Annotated in this window: 17 protein-coding genes; 11 read left to right on the top strand and 6 right to left on the bottom strand. The window is 69.1% G+C overall.

The features are described 5' to 3' along the window. The 3 genes from NZH93_RS39540 to NZH93_RS39530 all read right to left on the bottom strand — a co-directional run. The coding region (locus tag NZH93_RS39540) for an STAS domain-containing protein (RefSeq protein WP_259628443.1) at positions 1-757 on the bottom strand (757 nt) is incomplete at its 3' end. Between the two features lie 246 nt (positions 758-1,003). Further along, complete coding sequence (locus tag NZH93_RS39535) at positions 1,004-2,665, bottom strand: catalase (RefSeq protein WP_276024908.1); 1,662 nt, start codon at positions 2,663-2,665, stop codon at positions 1,004-1,006. Next, positions 2,662-3,156, bottom strand: a complete 495-nt coding sequence (locus NZH93_RS39530) for a Fur family transcriptional regulator (protein ID WP_259628442.1) — start codon at positions 3,154-3,156, stop codon at positions 2,662-2,664. The genes NZH93_RS39535 and NZH93_RS39530 overlap by 4 nt, the downstream gene beginning before the upstream one ends. 68 nt (positions 3,157-3,224) lie before the next feature. Here NZH93_RS39530 and NZH93_RS39525 point away from each other — a divergent pair, with 68 nt between their 5' ends. Then, a complete protein-coding gene (locus NZH93_RS39525) occupies positions 3,225-3,620 on the top strand; it encodes an ankyrin repeat domain-containing protein (protein ID WP_259628441.1) in 396 nt (131 codons plus the stop codon). A gap of 506 nt (positions 3,621-4,126) precedes the next feature. Continuing rightward, a complete protein-coding gene (locus NZH93_RS39520) occupies positions 4,127-4,861 on the top strand; it encodes a GAF and ANTAR domain-containing protein (RefSeq protein WP_259628440.1) in 735 nt (244 codons plus the stop codon). A 76-nt stretch (positions 4,862-4,937) separates the two neighbouring features. Here the strand turns inward: NZH93_RS39520 and NZH93_RS39515 are convergent, their stop codons facing one another. After that, complete coding sequence (locus tag NZH93_RS39515) at positions 4,938-5,444, bottom strand: DUF1360 domain-containing protein (protein ID WP_308214294.1); 507 nt, start codon at positions 5,442-5,444, stop codon at positions 4,938-4,940. A 330-nt stretch (positions 5,445-5,774) separates the two neighbouring features. Between NZH93_RS39515 and NZH93_RS39510 the strand changes: the two genes are divergently transcribed. From NZH93_RS39510 to NZH93_RS39500, 3 genes are read left to right on the top strand one after another with little or no spacing between them, the layout of a single operon-like run. Next, entirely contained in the window at positions 5,775-6,503 is a 729-nt protein-coding gene (locus tag NZH93_RS39510; protein WP_259628438.1) for a hypothetical protein, read from the top strand. After that, positions 6,490-6,936 (top strand): phage holin family protein, encoded by a 447-nt coding sequence (locus NZH93_RS39505; RefSeq protein WP_259628437.1) that lies wholly within the window; start codon positions 6,490-6,492, stop codon positions 6,934-6,936. Before NZH93_RS39510 ends, NZH93_RS39505 begins: the two co-directional genes overlap by 14 nt. Continuing rightward, a complete protein-coding gene (locus NZH93_RS39500; RefSeq protein WP_259628436.1) occupies positions 6,912-7,586 on the top strand; it encodes a DUF3618 domain-containing protein in 675 nt (224 codons plus the stop codon). Before NZH93_RS39505 ends, NZH93_RS39500 begins: the two co-directional genes overlap by 25 nt. A gap of 316 nt (positions 7,587-7,902) precedes the next feature. Here the strand turns inward: NZH93_RS39500 and NZH93_RS39495 are convergent, their stop codons facing one another. Beyond that, positions 7,903-8,274, bottom strand: coding sequence for a helix-turn-helix domain-containing protein (locus NZH93_RS39495; RefSeq protein ID WP_259628435.1), 372 nt, complete (start codon positions 8,272-8,274; stop codon positions 7,903-7,905). Positions 8,275-9,268: 994 nt separating this feature from the next. Between NZH93_RS39495 and NZH93_RS39490 the strand changes: the two genes are divergently transcribed. Further along, a complete protein-coding gene (locus NZH93_RS39490) occupies positions 9,269-9,535 on the top strand; it encodes a GlsB/YeaQ/YmgE family stress response membrane protein (RefSeq protein ID WP_259628434.1) in 267 nt (88 codons plus the stop codon). A gap of 207 nt (positions 9,536-9,742) precedes the next feature. Continuing rightward, complete coding sequence (locus NZH93_RS39485) at positions 9,743-11,941, top strand: GAF domain-containing SpoIIE family protein phosphatase (RefSeq protein WP_259628433.1); 2,199 nt, start codon at positions 9,743-9,745, stop codon at positions 11,939-11,941. A 123-nt stretch (positions 11,942-12,064) separates the two neighbouring features. Here the strand turns inward: NZH93_RS39485 and NZH93_RS39480 are convergent, their stop codons facing one another. Further along, positions 12,065-13,270, bottom strand: coding sequence for a glycosyltransferase (locus NZH93_RS39480; protein WP_259628432.1), 1,206 nt, complete (start codon positions 13,268-13,270; stop codon positions 12,065-12,067). 348 nt (positions 13,271-13,618) lie between these two features. Here NZH93_RS39480 and NZH93_RS39475 point away from each other — a divergent pair, with 348 nt between their 5' ends. The 4 genes from NZH93_RS39475 (at position 13,619) to NZH93_RS39460 (ending at position 16,311) form a co-directional block, all read left to right on the top strand. Beyond that, positions 13,619-13,828 carry a DUF2795 domain-containing protein gene (locus NZH93_RS39475; RefSeq protein WP_259628431.1) on the top strand — a complete coding sequence of 70 codons (210 nt, stop codon included), beginning with the start codon at positions 13,619-13,621 and terminating at the stop codon, positions 13,826-13,828. Positions 13,829-14,021: 193 nt separating this feature from the next. Continuing rightward, positions 14,022-14,753, top strand: a complete 732-nt coding sequence (locus NZH93_RS39470; protein WP_259628430.1) for a GAF and ANTAR domain-containing protein — start codon at positions 14,022-14,024, stop codon at positions 14,751-14,753. 25 nt (positions 14,754-14,778) lie between these two features. Continuing rightward, positions 14,779-15,519 carry a GAF and ANTAR domain-containing protein gene (locus NZH93_RS39465; protein ID WP_259628429.1) on the top strand — a complete coding sequence of 247 codons (741 nt, stop codon included), beginning with the start codon at positions 14,779-14,781 and terminating at the stop codon, positions 15,517-15,519. 87 nt (positions 15,520-15,606) lie between these two features. Then, positions 15,607-16,311: a GAF and ANTAR domain-containing protein gene (locus NZH93_RS39460; RefSeq protein WP_259628428.1), complete on the top strand. Its 705-nt coding sequence runs from the start codon at positions 15,607-15,609 to the stop codon at positions 16,309-16,311. Positions 16,312-16,436 lie beyond the last annotated feature (125 nt).

The following is a 16,436-nucleotide window of genomic DNA, read 5'->3' as shown; positions in this document are numbered from 1 at the left end:
GCACGGTCGGTGGTCCGGCGGGCACGCGCACGACGTCGAAGCCCGAGGCGGTGCGTTCGGACGCGGGGGGTTCGTGCGAGGTCCGGCGGACGTGCAGCGCGACCTGGTGGCCCTGGCGCTTCAACGCCGCCGCGAGGTCGGTGATGTGGTCCTGGTGCTCGCGGGGTTCGGTCTCCCACGCCGCCGCGACCAGGTCGATCAGCAGGCGGGACGGCTCTTCCGTCTGCCCCGCACCGCGCTTCCCTACTGTGCCAGGGCTCCGGGGCACGACTTCGCGTGTGCGCTCGCGCACGGTGACGTCGGCTTTGCGCGCGTGGGCGGCCAGCACCGCACGAGCGCGCCGCTGGTCGGCCATCGCGACTCCGACCGCGGTGCCCATCACGGCGCGGTCCTCCAGTTCACGAGCCAAGCCCGCGGCCGTCGCCATTGGAAATTCCGCCACGACGTGCAGTTCGGAAAGCAGGCCGCAGAGCTCCAGGGTGCGCCGGACGGCGCGGTTCGGCGCCACCACCAGCATCGGTACGCCACGACTTCCGCACGTCGCGTTCGCGGAGGCCAACACCGTCGCACCCGCGGCGGCGAGGAGGCGCACCCCGCTCAGATCGGCGACAACGGCACGGGGTTCGGGAACCAGCAGGAGAGCGCGTTCCACGCCTTCGGCGAGGACGTCCGCCGTGTCCCTGTCCACCTCACCCACGACGGTGACCACGACGGCGTTCGAACTCTTCGACAGTTCCACGTTCACCAGTTGCGCCATCCGGGCGTCCTCGCCATTCGACTCTGTCGCGCACCACTCCTACCGGACAGCGGCTGCCGTTTTAACCGCACTTACGCTCTGTAGTACCACGCGCGGAGTGTTCCTACACTTGGAGCAAGAAGATTCGTCCGATCGGTGGGGGTTCGCCAGGCCTGCGGCGATCGTGGATGCCCAAGGGTGACCGGGGCCTCTAGCCTGCTCCGCTGCGAGGGGAGGAGCGGTGGACGCTCCTCCCCTCGCAGCGCTCTAGCGGCCCACCTCGACGTGCTCGTTCGGCACGCAGTGGGTCATCTCGCGGTCGGTTACGTCGCGCGGACCGTTCTTGCCGAGGCTGCCCGCGCGGGCCAGTTCCTCGTCGGTCAGCGACTGGGTGGCCAACGGCCCCAGGTCCCGGACGTCGTCCGGGGTGATGCCCAGACCCTCTCCCACGCGCAGGCCGAGTTCGTCCTCGGCCATCAGCAGGTGCCAGACCATCCGCTCCTGGATCGGCCGGTCGCACTGGCCGAGCGCGTCCACGAGGTTGGCGACCAGGTCGTCACGTTCCCACTGCTCCGACAACAGGTAGCGCTCGCCCGCCTGCTGGTAGTCGTTGGTCCGCGGGATGCGCTCGCGGGTGAGCCTGCCGGTGATCTCTGGGTACTGGTCGCCGTCGGTCGGGTCCTGCGCTTCGCGGAGCCCTCCGAGGATCGACGGTTCGTAGTTGACGTGCGGGTTCTGGCCCTCGCCGAGGTCGACGCCGTAGGCCATCTGGCCGTCGCGCTGGTTGGTGGCGACCCTGGTCCTCGCGGCGTTGACCGGCAGTTGCAGGTAGTTCGGGCCGACGCGGTAGCGCTGGGTGTCGCTGTAGCTGAACGTGCGGCCGACGAGCATCTTGTCGTCGGAGAAGTCCAGGCCGTCCACCAGGACACCGGTGCCGAACGCGATCTGCTCGTTCTCGGTGAAGAAGTTCTCCGGTGCGCGGTTCAGGACCATGCGGCCGACCTTGCGCAGCGGGAACTGCTCCTCGGGCCACACCTTGGTGTCGTCCAGCGGGTCGAAGTCGAGTTCGGGGTGCTCGTGGTCGTCCATCAGTTGTACGGACAGCTCCCACGCCGGGTGCTCGCCGCGTTCGATCGCCTCGTAGAGGTCACGGGTGTGCGAGCCGAGGTCGGTGGCTTGGACGTTGGCGGCGTCGGCCGCGGTGTAGGACTTCACGCCCTGCTCGGGCGTCCAGTGGTACTTGACCAGTTGCGTCGCACCTTCGGCGTTGATCCACCTGTAGGTGTTCACGCCGAAGCCCTGCTGGGTGCGGTAGCTCGCCGGGAGGCCCCTGGGGCTGAACACCAGCGTCACCATGTGCAGCGCTTCCGGTGTCTGGCTGAGGAAGTCGAACGCGCGGTTCGGGTCCTGGCGTTCGAACGTCACCGGGTCCGGCTTCTGCGAGTGGATGAAGTCCGGGAACTTGACGGCGTCGCGGATGAAGAACACGCCCAGGTTGTTGCCGACGAGGTCCCAGTTGCCGTCCTCGGTGTAGAACTTCACCGCGAACCCGCGCGGGTCACGCGCGACCTCGGAGGAGTCCCGACCGCCGGCCACGGTGGAGAACCGGACGGCGACGTCGGTGCGCTTGCCCTTCTCCTGGAACAGCTTCGCCCTGGTGTAGCGGGACACCGGTTCGTCACCGACGGTTCCGTAGGCTTCGAAGAAGCCGAACGCCGTCGCCCCGCGCGCGTGCACGACTCGCTCGGGGATGCGCTCGCGGTCGAAGTGGCTGATCTTCTCCAGGAACTGGTAGTTCTCCAGCGTGGCCGGGCCGCGGGCGCCGACGGTCCGCTGGTTCTGGTTGTCGAAGACCGCGTGCCCCTGGCGGTTGGTCAGAACCGGCCGCTCGGCGTCGCGCTCGGGTTGTTGCGAGGATGCGGTGGTCATGGTTCGCCTCTCGTGGTGGAGTGCGGTGACGGGCCCGGTCGTTCACCGGTCGACACCGCGCAGTCGGGGCAGGTGCCCCAGAAGGTGATCTCCGCTTCGTCGACGACGAAGCCGGAGTGCTGCGACGGGGACAGGCAGGGCGCGCTGCTCGCGGAGCAGTCCACGTCCGCGGTCCTGCCGCACACTCGGCAGACCAGGTGGTGGTGGTTGTCGCCGACCCGCGTCTCGTAGCGCATCGGGTGGCCCGCGGGCTCGATCCGGCGGACCACGCTCGCGCCGGCCAGCGCGTTCAGGCAGTCGTAGACGGCCTGGACCGACAGAGCGCGTCCCAACGACTTCCTGGCGCGGTCCGCCACCTGCGCGGCCGTCAAGTGCTCGTGCCCGACCCCGGCGTCGTCGAGCACCCGGATGATGGCCACACGGGGCTCGGTGACGCGCAGGCCCGCCGCGCGCAGCCTCGAATCCGGTCGTTGGGCCGACCCGCCGCTCATCGGAACGCGGAGCCCCGAACCGGGCAGGCCGAACGGCGCGTCGCGACTGCTGCCCTTAGGGTTTCCTTGTGGCAGAAGCACTTACGAACTCCGAACTGGACTTCCTGCGCTCGGTCCTCGACTTGGCGCGCTCCGGCGACACCGTCCGGCTGGTCGAAGCCGTCGACGCGGGCGTGCCCGTCAACCTGACCGGCGGCACCGGCGATTCCCTGTTGATCCTCGCCGCCTATCACGACCACCCCGACACCGTCCGGGCGCTGCTCGACCGCGGCGCGGACACCGCGAGGGTGAACGACCGCGGCCAGACCGCGCTCGGCGCGGCAGTGTTCCGCCGTTCTCGCGAGAGCACGGCCGCGCTGCTCGCCGCAGGGGCCGACCCGGCGCTCGGCGGTCGGTCGGCACTGGACATCGCGCGGTTCTTCGACCTCCCGGAGATGCTCGCGCTGCTCACCGCGGAACGCTGACAGCCGCGAAGGATGCCGGTGCCGTTCTCGGCCGGTGGGGTACTGCTGGCGTTGTCGTCCGGTTCGGTGCGCATGACGCTGCGGCTACCCCCGTCCTGACGGCACAAACTGGAACACGTCGGGTTCAACTCGTCCGTGCTGGTCAGCCCCGGAGCATGGACGAGAACCGGGCGTCCCACATCGAGGCTTCGCGTGAGTGCCGTCGCCCTGCCCCCCGACGCCGAGGGCTTCGACACCTTGCCGGCGCGACTACGCGAAGTCGTCCGCGGCGAACTTCCTGCTGGGGCCGCCCACGGCCGTGGTGGACGAGGTCCGAAACCTCATCCGCGGGGCACCGAGTCGTTGAGCCGCCGGGTCGAGCAGGCGTCCGAAGGGGTGAACCGCGCTATTGTGGTCGGGCCGAGGTTACTCGTGCGCGCCGGGCCGACGACGTGCCACCTTCGTGGGTGGTCGGAGCTCCTTCACCGGATCTCCACCGGCCTGCACCGCTCAGGAGACCCGACCTCATGACCGACCCGGACGACCACCCGTGGCCCGACGTGCTCGATGACGTCACCAGCGCGCTGGAAACGCTCACCGCGGCGCTGGCAGGCGACGACGACTTCACCGTTCTGTTGCAGGGGGTGTGCGATCAGGTCGTCCACGCGGTGCCGGGCGTGGACGAGGTCACCGTGACCATGCTGCGCGACGGCTCGCCCTGGACCGCGGCCACCACCAGCGACACCGCCGCGGGCCTCGACCGCGACCAGTACCGCGCCGACGACGGACCCTGTCTGCGGGCCGCCCGCAGCGGCGCGCTGTTCCGGGTGTCGGCCGCCGACATGGCCGACGAGTGGCCCGTGTTCATCCGCGACGCGGTCGCGGCCGGGTTCAACAGCTTCCTGTCCGCACCGCTGACCATCGACGACGAGTACGCGGGCGCGATCAACTGCTACAGCTCCCGCGGGCACGGGTTCGCCGACCTGGACGAGAAGCTGCTCGATCTCTACGTCAGTGCCACGACGGCGGCGCTGCGATCTCACCGCCGCTACGAGCGCGCCCACGCCATGACCGAGCAGTTGGTGGTCGCCCTGGACACGCGTGCGGTGATCGAACAGGCCAAGGGCATCCTCATGGCACTGCGGCAGATCTCCGCCGAGGAGGCGTTCGCGGTGCTGGTCGAGCAGTCCCAGCAGGAGAACGCCAAGCTGAACACCGTGGCCACGCGGTTCGTCACCCGCGCCAGCGGCGGAGCGGTGTGATCCCCACCCGCCGGGCGGGCATCACACCGCTCGGCCACGTCCGAGCCCCGGCGGGGCAACGGGTCCGGCGGCCCGGTCAGCGCGCGACGGCGGACTTCGCGGCGTCGTAGGCCAGGTGCAGGTAGTCCGATCCCGCGATCGTGGTCAGTGTCGTGGCGACCAAGCGGGTGGCGCGCGGAGCCAGCACCAGCCCGGTGGTGAAGGCGGTCGCCAACCAGACGCCGGAGCAGAACGGGCAGGTCAGCAGTTCGCCCACGGCGTGCCGGTGGCTTCCCGACGGCGGCACGGACTCGGCCACCTCGCCCTCACCGGTGGAGCCCTCGAACCGGGTGAACGGCGCGCGCAGAGCGCTGGTGACGGAGCTCTTGGTCAGCAGCCTGCTCGCCTTGTGCACGGCCACCGACACGAGCACCGCGTCGCTCCACGACAAGCGCTCCGGCAGGCGAGCACCACGAGCCCTGCCCACGGCGACGGCCGCGCCGACGAACCCGGTGTACCCGCCCATCGCCCGGAGGTAGCCGCCCAGGGGCCGGTCTTCGCCTCGTGAGTAGTTCTCCCGGACCCGCGTGAAGATCGTCGCCATCGACATGAGCGTGTGGTGCCCCGCCACCCCGAAGTCAAACGCGAGCGGCGCGCGAATCCCACAAGGGACGGTCCTGCGCTGGTACCCGTCGGCCTCACCGCCTGGCGGAAGGGGAGAAGGGGTGCGAAGGGCCTACATCTGTTCAAGGGCAAGGAAAACGGGTGTACGCGCTCGGTGGCGCAACCTGAACGGCGTTCGCGACGACCGCCGGGGATGCCCGTTTTCCGATACCTCAACCAGTTGTCGTCGAATCGGCCGGAACCGGCGTCCACCAGGGCGTGACGGGTAGACGGCTGCCGGGACCGCGACGAACTACTGAAGGAGGAACAGGTGACTGACATCCGAGACCGGTCCACTGGGTCGGACAGCACGGTGGGAGCGGTGGCCTCCACGGCGTCGCAGGAGGGAACGGCCGTCGCCCACCACGCGAAGGACGCCGCGACGGAGGTCGCGTCCACCGCGAAGGAACAAACCCAGCACGTCGCCCACGAGGCGAAGCAGCAGACCAAGCAGGTCATGGACGACGTGCGGCAGCGCGTCGGCCGGGAAGCCGACGAGCAGGCGCGCCGGGTGTCGCAGGGCTTGGCCAAGCTGGCCGACGAGCTCTCGTCGATGGCCGAGCACGCCTCCGGTGATTCCCCGACCGCCGGTGCGGTGCGCCAGGTCGCGGACACCGGCCGGCAGGCCGCGCGGTTCCTCGACGAGCGCGGTGCGGGTGGTCTGCTCGAGACCGCCCAGGACTTCGCCCGGCGCAAGCCCGGCGCGTTCCTCATCGGCGCCGCCGTGGCCGGCCTGCTGGTCGGACGCGTGGTGAAGAGCGTGAACGGGTCGCCGGATTCGCGGCAGGAGACCCGACGGCCGAACACGGCGCAGCCCGCGCAGGCGGAGACGTGGCAGACCACACCGCCCGCGGTCACCCCCGCCGCGGTGTCGCCTACGACAGCCGGTCCCGACGGCGCCGTGGTCGAGCCCGTCGTCCGTCCGTACGTCGATCCGCTCGTTCCCGGCACACCGCGGCCCATCACGCCGGGTGGAGGTGCCGCGCATGTCCAGCCCTGAGGCCGGATACCCGATCCCGCCGGTCGCCCAGGCTGGGCTCCCACCCGTCGACGACGACCGGACGTCGTTGGGGGACCTGGTCGGTGAGCTGGCCAACGACCTGTCGCGCCTCATGCGCCAGGAGTTGGAGCTCGCCAAGGCCGAGATCCGCGAGGAGGCGTCCAAGGCGGGCAAGGCCGCCGGGATGCTCGGAGCGGCGGGGTTCGCCGGTTACCTGACCGTGGTACTGCTCAGCTTCGCCCTGGCGTTCGGCCTGGCGTACGTGGTGGGCCTCGCCTGGGCGACGTTGATCGTCGCCGTCCTGTGGGGCATCGCGGGCGCGGTGCTGTACAGCGCGGGCCGTTCCAAGCTGAAGACCGTTTCCCCCAAACCGGAACGCACCATCGACACCCTGAAGGAGGATGCGGAATGGGCACGTCACCCGACCGGATAAGGCAGGAGATCGACCAGACCCGCGCCGAGCTCGTGGCCGACACGAACCGGATCGTGGACCGCACGAGCCCCAAGCGCATCGCGCAGCGGCGAACCAGGAGCGTGCGCCGCGGGCTGACCACTCTCAGGGAGAAGGTGATGGGCACCGTGCCGCAGGCGACGCACAGCGCGTCCACGGGCGTGCAGGAACACGCACGGGAAGCCGCGCAGGTCGTGCAGGACAAGGCGCAGAGCGCCGCGGAGACCGTGTCGGAGACGGCGGGCCAAGCGGCGCAGGTCGTTCGCGAGGCCCCTGACCAGGCGATGCGCCAGGCCCAGGGCAATCCTCTGGCCGCGGGGCTGGTCGCGTTCGGCGCGGGCTTGCTCGTCGCGTCGCTGCTGCCCGCGACCCGTGTCGAGCAGGACGCGGTTCGCCAGGTGGGTGAGCGGGCCGCGGAGTACGTGGAGCCGGTGAAGGAAGCCATCGCCGAGTCCGGACAGCGGCTCAAGGACGAGGCCGGTGGAGCCGTGCAGGACGCCGTCCAAGCGGTCCAGCAGACCGCGGGCGAGGCCGCCCGCAGCACTGCCGAGCAGGCCAAGGACGCTTCGTCCGACGTGGCCGACCGCGCTCGGGAATCCGGCCGGACGGTCGCGGGGAGCGCTCGCGACTGACAGCGGCCGGTGCGGAGCGGGGAGGAGCGTCGTCCTTCCCGCTCCGCTGTTCGCGACCGGTGTCGACAGACGTGATCGAAGAACGACGCCGGCGTGGGACGACGAACAGCGGGAACCGGTCGACCTCCACGGTCGACGATCTGGCCGACTTGTCCGGCTTGCCGGAGGATGGCGCGTCATCCGCAGTCGTCCGTCCACGTGACGCAGAACGTTCATTCAGCCGTGTGCTCACGGGGTGGCCTCGCGGTGTGATCAGCACGGAGTCGCCGCCTCGACGGCGTCCGTGCTGATCTGACCCGGCCCTCAACCGCGCGGGTCACACACCCCGCAGTGGCGGGTAGGGATCGCCTGGTCGGTGCTGGGACTTGTTGGCGTCCCTGGCTTCCTGGAGCTGGTCCTCCAGGGTCACGATGCGGCAGGCCGCGTCCAGTCCGGTGCCCTGGTCCACCAGTTCCCGGACGCGGGCGGCCAAGCGCAGTTGGTAGCGGGAGTACCGCCGGTGCCCACCGGTCGAGCGCTGCGGCTCGATCAGCTTCGCCTCGCCGAGGCTGCGCAGGAACCCGGCCGAGGTGTTGAGCATCTCCGCCGCCCGGCCCATGGTGTAGGCCGGGTAGTGGTCGTCGTCGAACCTGTCGGTCACGGTCGTCTCTTCCGCGACCTGGTCTTCACCGTTTTCCTCTGGGGTCATCGCACCTCCGCATCACGAGGGGCCCCGGCGCAGTAGCGCCGGGGCCCCGGGGTTGTTGGGTTTCACTGTCCACCTAGCCGACCGTGGGATCGGCTTCCTCTGTCCGCGTGGCCCGCACTAGAAGCGGGCACTGCGGGGATCGCGTGTGCGTAACCGAAGACCACCTTCCAATCCGATGGAACCGCGGTACCCGTTCGGCGGAGTTCAGCCGACAACGGGCGATCCGATGGTGTGCAACCCTTCCCTTCTCCTCTGATTCCTGTGTCCTGCATCCTCACGTGACGGTCGGCACCGGCCTTTCTGCACATGCCGGAATCACCTCGCCGACCATCCTTGGTCCACTGCCGCGGAGCCCCTTCACTGCCTGGCCCCAGCACGTCCGACCGTCTTGCCTCGATCTCACGGGTAGTTCGTCATCTCCCGTGCCACTGACTTTCTCTCTTCCAACGAGGAGAACACTACACACACCTGCCTGCGAATGTCTACTCCCGTCAGCACAGATTTACTCGTTCGAGTGACAGAGCTGCTCTCACCTGCGACGACCCGGACAAAGGCTCCTCGTGACACGACCCCTGCCGCTCGATTCGACCCGAGAATCGGCCAGTGGTGTGAGTCGACGACGAGCCGGGTAAGTGGGTGTGCCGGGTTCGACAACACGTGCCCGGTAGGGCCTGCATGTGGCCTGGTCAGGCTCGACGCCCGCGTTGAACAGCCAGCGCTGGTGATCGGCCTGGTTACTGGTAGAAGAGCGTGGTGCGAGCCCCGGTGGGCACCGCGGGGTCCGCGGGGCTCGCACCACCGCTCGTCATCTGAGGTCGGCGTGGTGCCGCACCGACCTCTTTCGTCCCACGTGGACGGTCGGGAAATCCCGGAACAGGCGGTGCTCACGACTCCGACGACAACATGTTTGGGAATTGGGACTCCTGGGCATCCCGGCTTCGAGCAAGAAGCAACGGCGGCTCGCCGTTGCAGTCGAGGAAGGGAAGACGTCATCGTGGGCATCCTGGGTTGGATCGTTCTCGGCCTCATCGCGGGCGCCATCGCCAAAGCGATCATGCCGGGCAAGGACCCCGGCGGCATCATCGTCACGATCCTGATCGGCATCGTCGGTGCCATCCTCGGCGGCTTCATCGGCCGCGCGCTGTTCAACAGCGACATCAACAACTTCTTCGACCTGAGCACGTGGCTGCTGGCCATCCTCGGCTCGCTCTTGCTGCTCGGCATCTACCGACTGGTCACCGGTCGACGCGCACACGCCTGACCTCGTACGAGCGAGAGCCCCGGTCGCCACACGGCGGCCGGGGCTCTTCGCGTTGGCAGGTCCGGCCTTCATCCCGCTGTCCTGACGGGAAATCCAGTGGATGACCGGCAAATCCTGAAAAGTGGCGGGACCGCAAGAAGGTGATGATGGCCAGAAGACGGTCCGGGAACACTCGGAGGCTGTCTGCGCTACCGGGTGGAGACGATGATGCGGCATGACGACGACTCGACGGGTGGAACGGATCCGCTACGAGGTGCGCGGTCGGTCGACGATGCGGACATCCGGTCCTTGTTCGGCCAGTCCAGCGCGGCGTTCGCCATGTTGTCGGGCCCCGCGCACGTGGTGGAAGCCGCCAACCACGCGTTCTTCGACGCGATCGGTGGTGGAGAGCGGGTGCGCATGGGAGTGCCGATCGGCCAACTCGCCCCCGAACTGGCCGGACAGGGCGTCATCGCGTTGCTCGACGGCGTCTACCGCACCGGCCGTCCCTGCTCGGCGCGAGACGCGCGGATCGTGCTCGGCGCAGCGGATGCGGTGGGGGAGGCGTACTTCGACTTCATCTACGAACCGCGACGCGACACCGGGGGCAACGTCACCGGTGTGCTGTTGCTGGCGGTGGAGACGACGCAAACCAGGCATGCGCAGCGGTTGATCGCCGAGCACCGGGCACTGCTGGAGCAGATCGCCCGGCAGGCGCCGCTGCGGGAAGTGCTCGACGGCATGGCGCGGGTGATCGAACACTTCACCCCTGGCACCGCGGTGTCGGTGCTGTTGGCCGACGAGGACGGTCGCCACCTGAGGCACGGCGCCGCGCCGAGCCTGCCCGACTTCTACAACGAGGCCATCGACGGCATCGCCACCGGCGAAGGAATCGGCTCCTGCGGCACGGCGGCCCACCGCCGCCGCCCGGTCGTCGTCAGCGACATCGCCGCCGATCCGTTCTGGGCCGACTTCCGGGAGTTGGCGGCCGCCGCGTCGTTGGCGGCGTGCTGGTCCACTCCGATCCTGGCGCGTGACGGCCGTTTGCTGGGCACGTTCGCCATGTACCACCGCACCCCGCGGCACCCGGAAGAAACGGATCTGGCCTTGGCCAGGGTCTTCACCGACACCGCCGCCCTGGCCATCGAGCGCCACCACGCAGAACGGGCACAAGCCGCCGCCGAGGCCAAGGAGAAGGCCGCTCGCGACGACCTGGCGTTCCTCCTCGCGGCGGGTACCGCCCTGGCCCAGTGCTCGGACTACGCGCAGATCCTGCAATGCCTGGCTGACATCTGCGTTCCGGCCCTGGCCCCGTTGTGCGCGATCGACGTCGTCGACGCGGGCGGAGCGAGGCGAATCGCTGCCGCCGCGCTCACAGCGCCACAAGCGGACCTGCTGGCCTCGTGCAGGTCCGACACCGACGTCGTGGCCAGGGTGTTGTCCAGCGCTACCACCGAGGTCGCCCGCCGTGCGCCCGCGGGCCTCGACCCGTGGGACGACCTCGCCGTCGCAGGCTACCTGTGCGTCCCGCTCAGCGACCGGGGTCAGGCGTTCGGCACCCTGACCCTGCTCACCACCGACGACGGGCCTCCACTGGACGGCCACGCCGTCCACCTCGCCGAAGAACTCGCCTCACGGGCGTCCCCCTTGGCGCGCAACGCCCGCCAGTACACCGAACGGGTCCAGATGTCCCGTGACTTGCAGGCAGGTCTCCTGCTACCCGATCTGCCGGAGTTGCCCGGTGCCGAACTGGCCACCCACTACCACCCGGCGGGCGAGGGGCTGGAAATCGGTGGTGACTTCTACGACGTGTTCCCGCTGCCGGACGGGCAGTGGGCCTTCCTGATCGGTGACGTCTGCGGCCGCGGCGCCAAGGCCGCCACCACGACAGCCCTGGTCCGCCACACCGCTCGCGCCGTAGCCCGCTTGCTGCCCGAGCCGCACGCGGTCGTCAGGGCCGTCAACACCGCTCTGCTGGACCGGGCGAGCAGCCACGGCTCCGGATTCGTCACCCTCGTCTACGGGCACCTGCGTGACCACCGGGAGCACCTCGCGGTCGACTTCATCCGCGCCGGCCACGTAGCGCCCCGCCTTGTGCTTCCCGACGGCACCGTCTCAGTCCTCGAAGTGCCCGGCATGCTCCTCGGTGTCACGCCGGATCCCCGTCTGCACACCCACCACGTCGACCTGAAACCCGGTGAAAGCCTCGTCCTGGTCACCGACGGCATCACCGAAGCACGGACGTCCACGGGCTCTCAATTCGACGACGCCGGTCTCGACACCGCGCTGGGGCACGTTGTCCATCCCAGCGCCGAAGGCATTCTCGACGCGCTCATCACGGCGGTGACCGCGTTCACCGATGGTCAGGTGGGCGAGGACGACCAGGCCGCACTCGTGCTGACCGCGCTCTCCCCAGATCGGAGATGATCACGGAATCACCGCGCCGCAGGTGGTGACCGCCAAGAGTTCGTGCGGTGGCCTCGGAGCGGCCAGCGGGGTGGGAGCACACTCATCTGGCCACGGCGGTCTTGGTCGGATAAGTGTGCGTGGTCATGCGCTTTCCGGTTCGAGCGCTTTGAGCGCATCCTGGCGTGCTTCCACCGCTTGCGGATTGGCGATCGCATCCCGGTAGACGGCCAGGTGTTCAGGTAGCACCCGCTTCCACGAAAAGCGTGCGCAAGCACGGTCGCGACCGGCGATGGCGTGTATCTCCCGTCGGGTGGCGTCTGCCAGGAGATCGCGTAGGACGAGCCCGAGGGTGCGCGGATCACGAAGTGGTACCAGCGTTCCGGTGACGCCATCGACAACGACGTCAGCCAGTGCGCCCACATCGGTGGCGATCACCGGAACGCCGCACGCCATGGCTTGGATCGCGGCTGAGCCGTAGGGGTCGAACCGCGGTATGCGAACGACCACGTCCGCGGAGCGGATCAGTTGGGGGAGTTGCGCACGGGCGATTCGGCCGGTGAAGTGCACGCGGTCGCTCACCCCCACATCATTGGCGAGCACCAGCAAGCGCATCACCTCGGTGTCCTGGAGCGGCACGGGATGCAGGATTCGTCCGGTGATGACCAGTTCTACTTCGGGAGTCCAGCGCAGAGCGCTGATCATGGTGTCGAATCCGCTGACCGGAACCACGTCACCCAGCGCCAGCACTCGTGGCCTGAGTTTGCGTGGAGCGGCCGGACCATCGGGCCGGAACCGCACGACGTCGATCCCGCGGGGCACGATCGCGCTCTTCGGCCTGCGCACCCCCAGATGAAGGAGTTTCGTCTCCTCCCAGGCACTGGACGCGATCACGCGGTCGGCCGACGCGCCGACCGAACGGTCGACGTGAGTCGGGCGGGAGGCTCGGGTGTCCGCGCCGTGGTGGAACGTCTGAACCACCGGGACCCGGCTCGTGCTCACGGTCAACCCGGATGACCGGCCGTGCGGATGCGCTACGTCCGGGGGCCTCTGCGCCCATTCCCGTTGGAGGAACCGCGCGAAATCGCTGACGTGGTCGACGAATTGCGATCCCTTGGACGGCTTGCCTGATTTTTCGGGCACCTGAACGACTTCATACCCGTGAGGGGTCTGTTTGCGTTCCGGTGGACCGGAAGTGGTCCGTTGTGCGTAAAGGACGACCTCGTGCCCGTCCAAGCTGAGAACCGAAGAGAGTTCGGCCACGTACGCCCGATCTTCGTCAGCGTCCAACTCCCAGGACGCAGCGATCATCGCGATCCGCATTTCCGCCTCCACCTGCGTTTCCGTCATCCAGAGCGCTTCGACGGGACGAGCCACGTCGCACACGGGTGGCGCATTCGAGTTGGCGCCACTTCGGAAGGCGGGTTCTGAAGGGCCGTTCCGAGAAGCAAACCACCGTGGTACCCCACAACCGAGTTGGTTCCAGTCCGCGGGGTCATGGCGGCGCTGTATGGCTGGCCCAAGTAGCGTAACCCGTCCTCGTGCTGAGCACATGTGCGCAGCGGAAGCACTGCGTCGCGTGTGACCGCCGGCTCGGCACCGTCGACCCACAGCACCGCACACTCCCACCGGCTGGGGTTGGGGGAACCGAACCGGGGTATGCCGTCAACAGGTTCACCGGATGTGGGAGGAACAGCGATGCACGACACGACCACCACGGACAGGCTGCGCACCGCCCTGGGCGATGTGGAGTACCCGGCGACCAAGGAGCAATTGGCGGACCACGCCTCTCGCAACAACGCGGACGAGGACACCGTGCACGCAGTGCGCTCGGTTCCCGAAGGGGTGTACGGATCCTTCGAGGAGGTGCTTCGATCGGCCGCGGTCGACGAACAGCGGGACGCCTGACGTCGCGCGAAAGGCTGGTGAAGGCGAAAGTGCCTCAGGATGCCCCTCGACAGCACAGTCGCTGCGGCTTCGACGGAGGCTTCCAAAATGCGTGACCTCGTCGCCGGCGGTGATGCCGCTCAATCCGTGCGCGAGGGGAGCTCAATAGGATTGACGTGATCACACGGGTGTCGTCCGAACACGGAGGGTTGTGGTGGGGCAGAGCAGGCGCGATCGATTGCGGGAGCAGTTGATCGTCGACCGTGCGAAGAGTCCTGCCTCCACGGTCGCCCTCGTCTGCGCTCGGTGCGTCGCGGAGTTGTCGGTCACCGGCGCCGGGGCCACCGTGATCGGCAAGCACGGCCAGGGTGAACCCGGTGACAAGACGCCGGAGCGGGGCTTGGTGCACGCGACGAACCCGGTCAGCGCCAGCCTGGAAGGCTTGCAGCTCACGGTGGGGGAGGGGCCGTGTCTGGACACCTTCGAATCCGGGGGGCCAGTGCTGGTGGCGGACCTGGCCGCTGACGGTGCGCGGTGGCCCGCGTTCACCCCTGGCGCACTGGCACTCGGGGCGGTAGCGGTGTTCTCGTTCCCCCTGCAGATCGGTGTGGTGAGGTTGGGGTCGCTCGACCTCTACCGCGATGTGCCCGGCCCGCTGTCCCGGAGCGAGGTGACCGACGCGCTGATCCTCGCCGACATGGCCACGCAGGGCATCGTCGCCGACCTCGACGGGCACGACACGGCCGACCTGAGCTGGCTGCTCGATCCCCACGTCGAAGTTCACCAGGCGGCGGGCATGGTGCAGGTGCAGCTCGGCGTGAGCACCGAGACGGCACTCCTGCGGATGCGGGGCCACGCCTTCACCCACGATGTGCCGCTGGCCGAGGTCGCCCGACAAGTGGTCGCGCGGACTCTGCGCCTCACGGAGGACGAGGGCCGACAATGACGCGTGTTGTGGAAAGGTCGTCACGATGAGCACTGAACGGGACCAGCGGCTGGCGGACACGTTCGTGTCGCTGGCCGACACCCTGGTCGCCGACTTCGACGTGCTCGACTTCCTCAGCCTGCTCACCGAGCGGGCGACGGAGTTGTTGCAGGTCGACGCCGCCGGGGTGATCCTCTCCGACCAGCGCGGTGGCTGGTGGCCCGCGGCGGGCTCCTCCGAGCACGCCGAACTGGTCGAGGTGTTCGCGGTCCAGACCCGCCAGGGACCGTGCCTGGACTGCGTGCGGACCGGCGCCGTCGTCTCCAGCGCGGACCTGGACGCGGACGTCGACCGGTGGCCGCTGTTCGCGCGTGCTGCGGTGGGTGCGGGGTTCCGCGCGGCGACGGCGGTGCCGATGCGGTTGCGCGCCGAGGTCGTCGGAGCGTTGACCCTGCTGCACACCCAGCCGGTCGCCGTCGACGACGCCAGCATCGCGCTCGGACAGGCACTGGCCGACATCGCCACCATCGGCATCCTGCAACAGCGCGCCGTGCACCGCGAGGAGATCGTCTTCGAGCAGTTGCAGGCAGCCCTGCACCACCGCACAGTGGTCGAACAGGCCAAGGGCGTGCTTGCCGAGTCCGGCGGTCTGGACATGAACCAGGCCTACACGCTGCTGCGCGACTACGCCCGTGCCCACGGGCGACGGTTGACCGACGTCGCGCACGAGGTGGCCACGGGGGTGGTCGACCTGATCTCCTGGAACGCCGACGCGCGTCGGCCTTGATGTCGGGAAGGGGTGCTGAGCGGCATGCGGCCAGGACAGTCCACCGGAAGCGAAACCTCGAGCGACCGTGAGCGGCGGGTGTCGCGCGTGTTCGTCGAACTGGCCGACACGCTCGTGGCCGATTTCGACATCGCGGACTTCCTCGTCCTGCTCACCGAGCGGTGCGTCGAACTGCTGGACGTGTCCGCCGCGGGCGTCATCCTGAACGACCCCGGTGGCGATCTGCGCCTGGTGGCCTCGTCTTCGCAACGAGTCGAATTACTGGAGTTGTTCGCGATCCAGGTCGAGAACGGGCCGTGCGTCGAGTGCGCCCGCACCGGCCAACCGGTCGCCTGCCACGACCTGGCCACCGACGGGCAGCGGTGGCCCAGGTACACCGCCGGGGCCCGCGAGTGCGGCTTCCGGGCCGTGCAAGCTCTGCCGATGCGCCTGCGCGACCACACGATCGGCGCACTGACCCTGCTCGGCACCGAGCCTGGCGCGCTGGACATCGACCACGTCCGCCTGGGACAGGCGCTGAGCGACGTCGCCACCATCGGCATCCTGCAACACCGCACGATCGAGCGCGGTGATCAGGTCGCCAGCCAGTTGCAGACCGCGCTGACCAGCCGCGTCGCGATCGAACAAGCCCGTGGGGTGCTCGCCGAACGCGGCGGCCTGTCCATGGACGAGGCGTTCACCGCGCTGCGCGGCTACGCGCGGGCGAACAACCACCGCCTCACAGTGCTGGCCGTCGCCGTGGTGCAGGGGACCGTTGATCTCGACAGCGTTCTGGTAGGCCGCAAGGCCTGAGAGGTACCGGTGTTCAGGTTCGGATGAACACCCATGCACGGGGTACGATCATGTTGTCCCCGCCGGGAGCGCCTTGACCTCGCCCTCACGACGATCAGCCATCACGTGAGAGCGGACCGCTGCTC

This window comes from Umezawaea endophytica (genome assembly GCF_025061645.1).
Lineage (GTDB): Bacteria > Actinomycetota > Actinomycetes > Mycobacteriales > Pseudonocardiaceae > Umezawaea > Umezawaea endophytica.
This window is presented reverse-complemented; position numbering and strand designations above follow the sequence as displayed.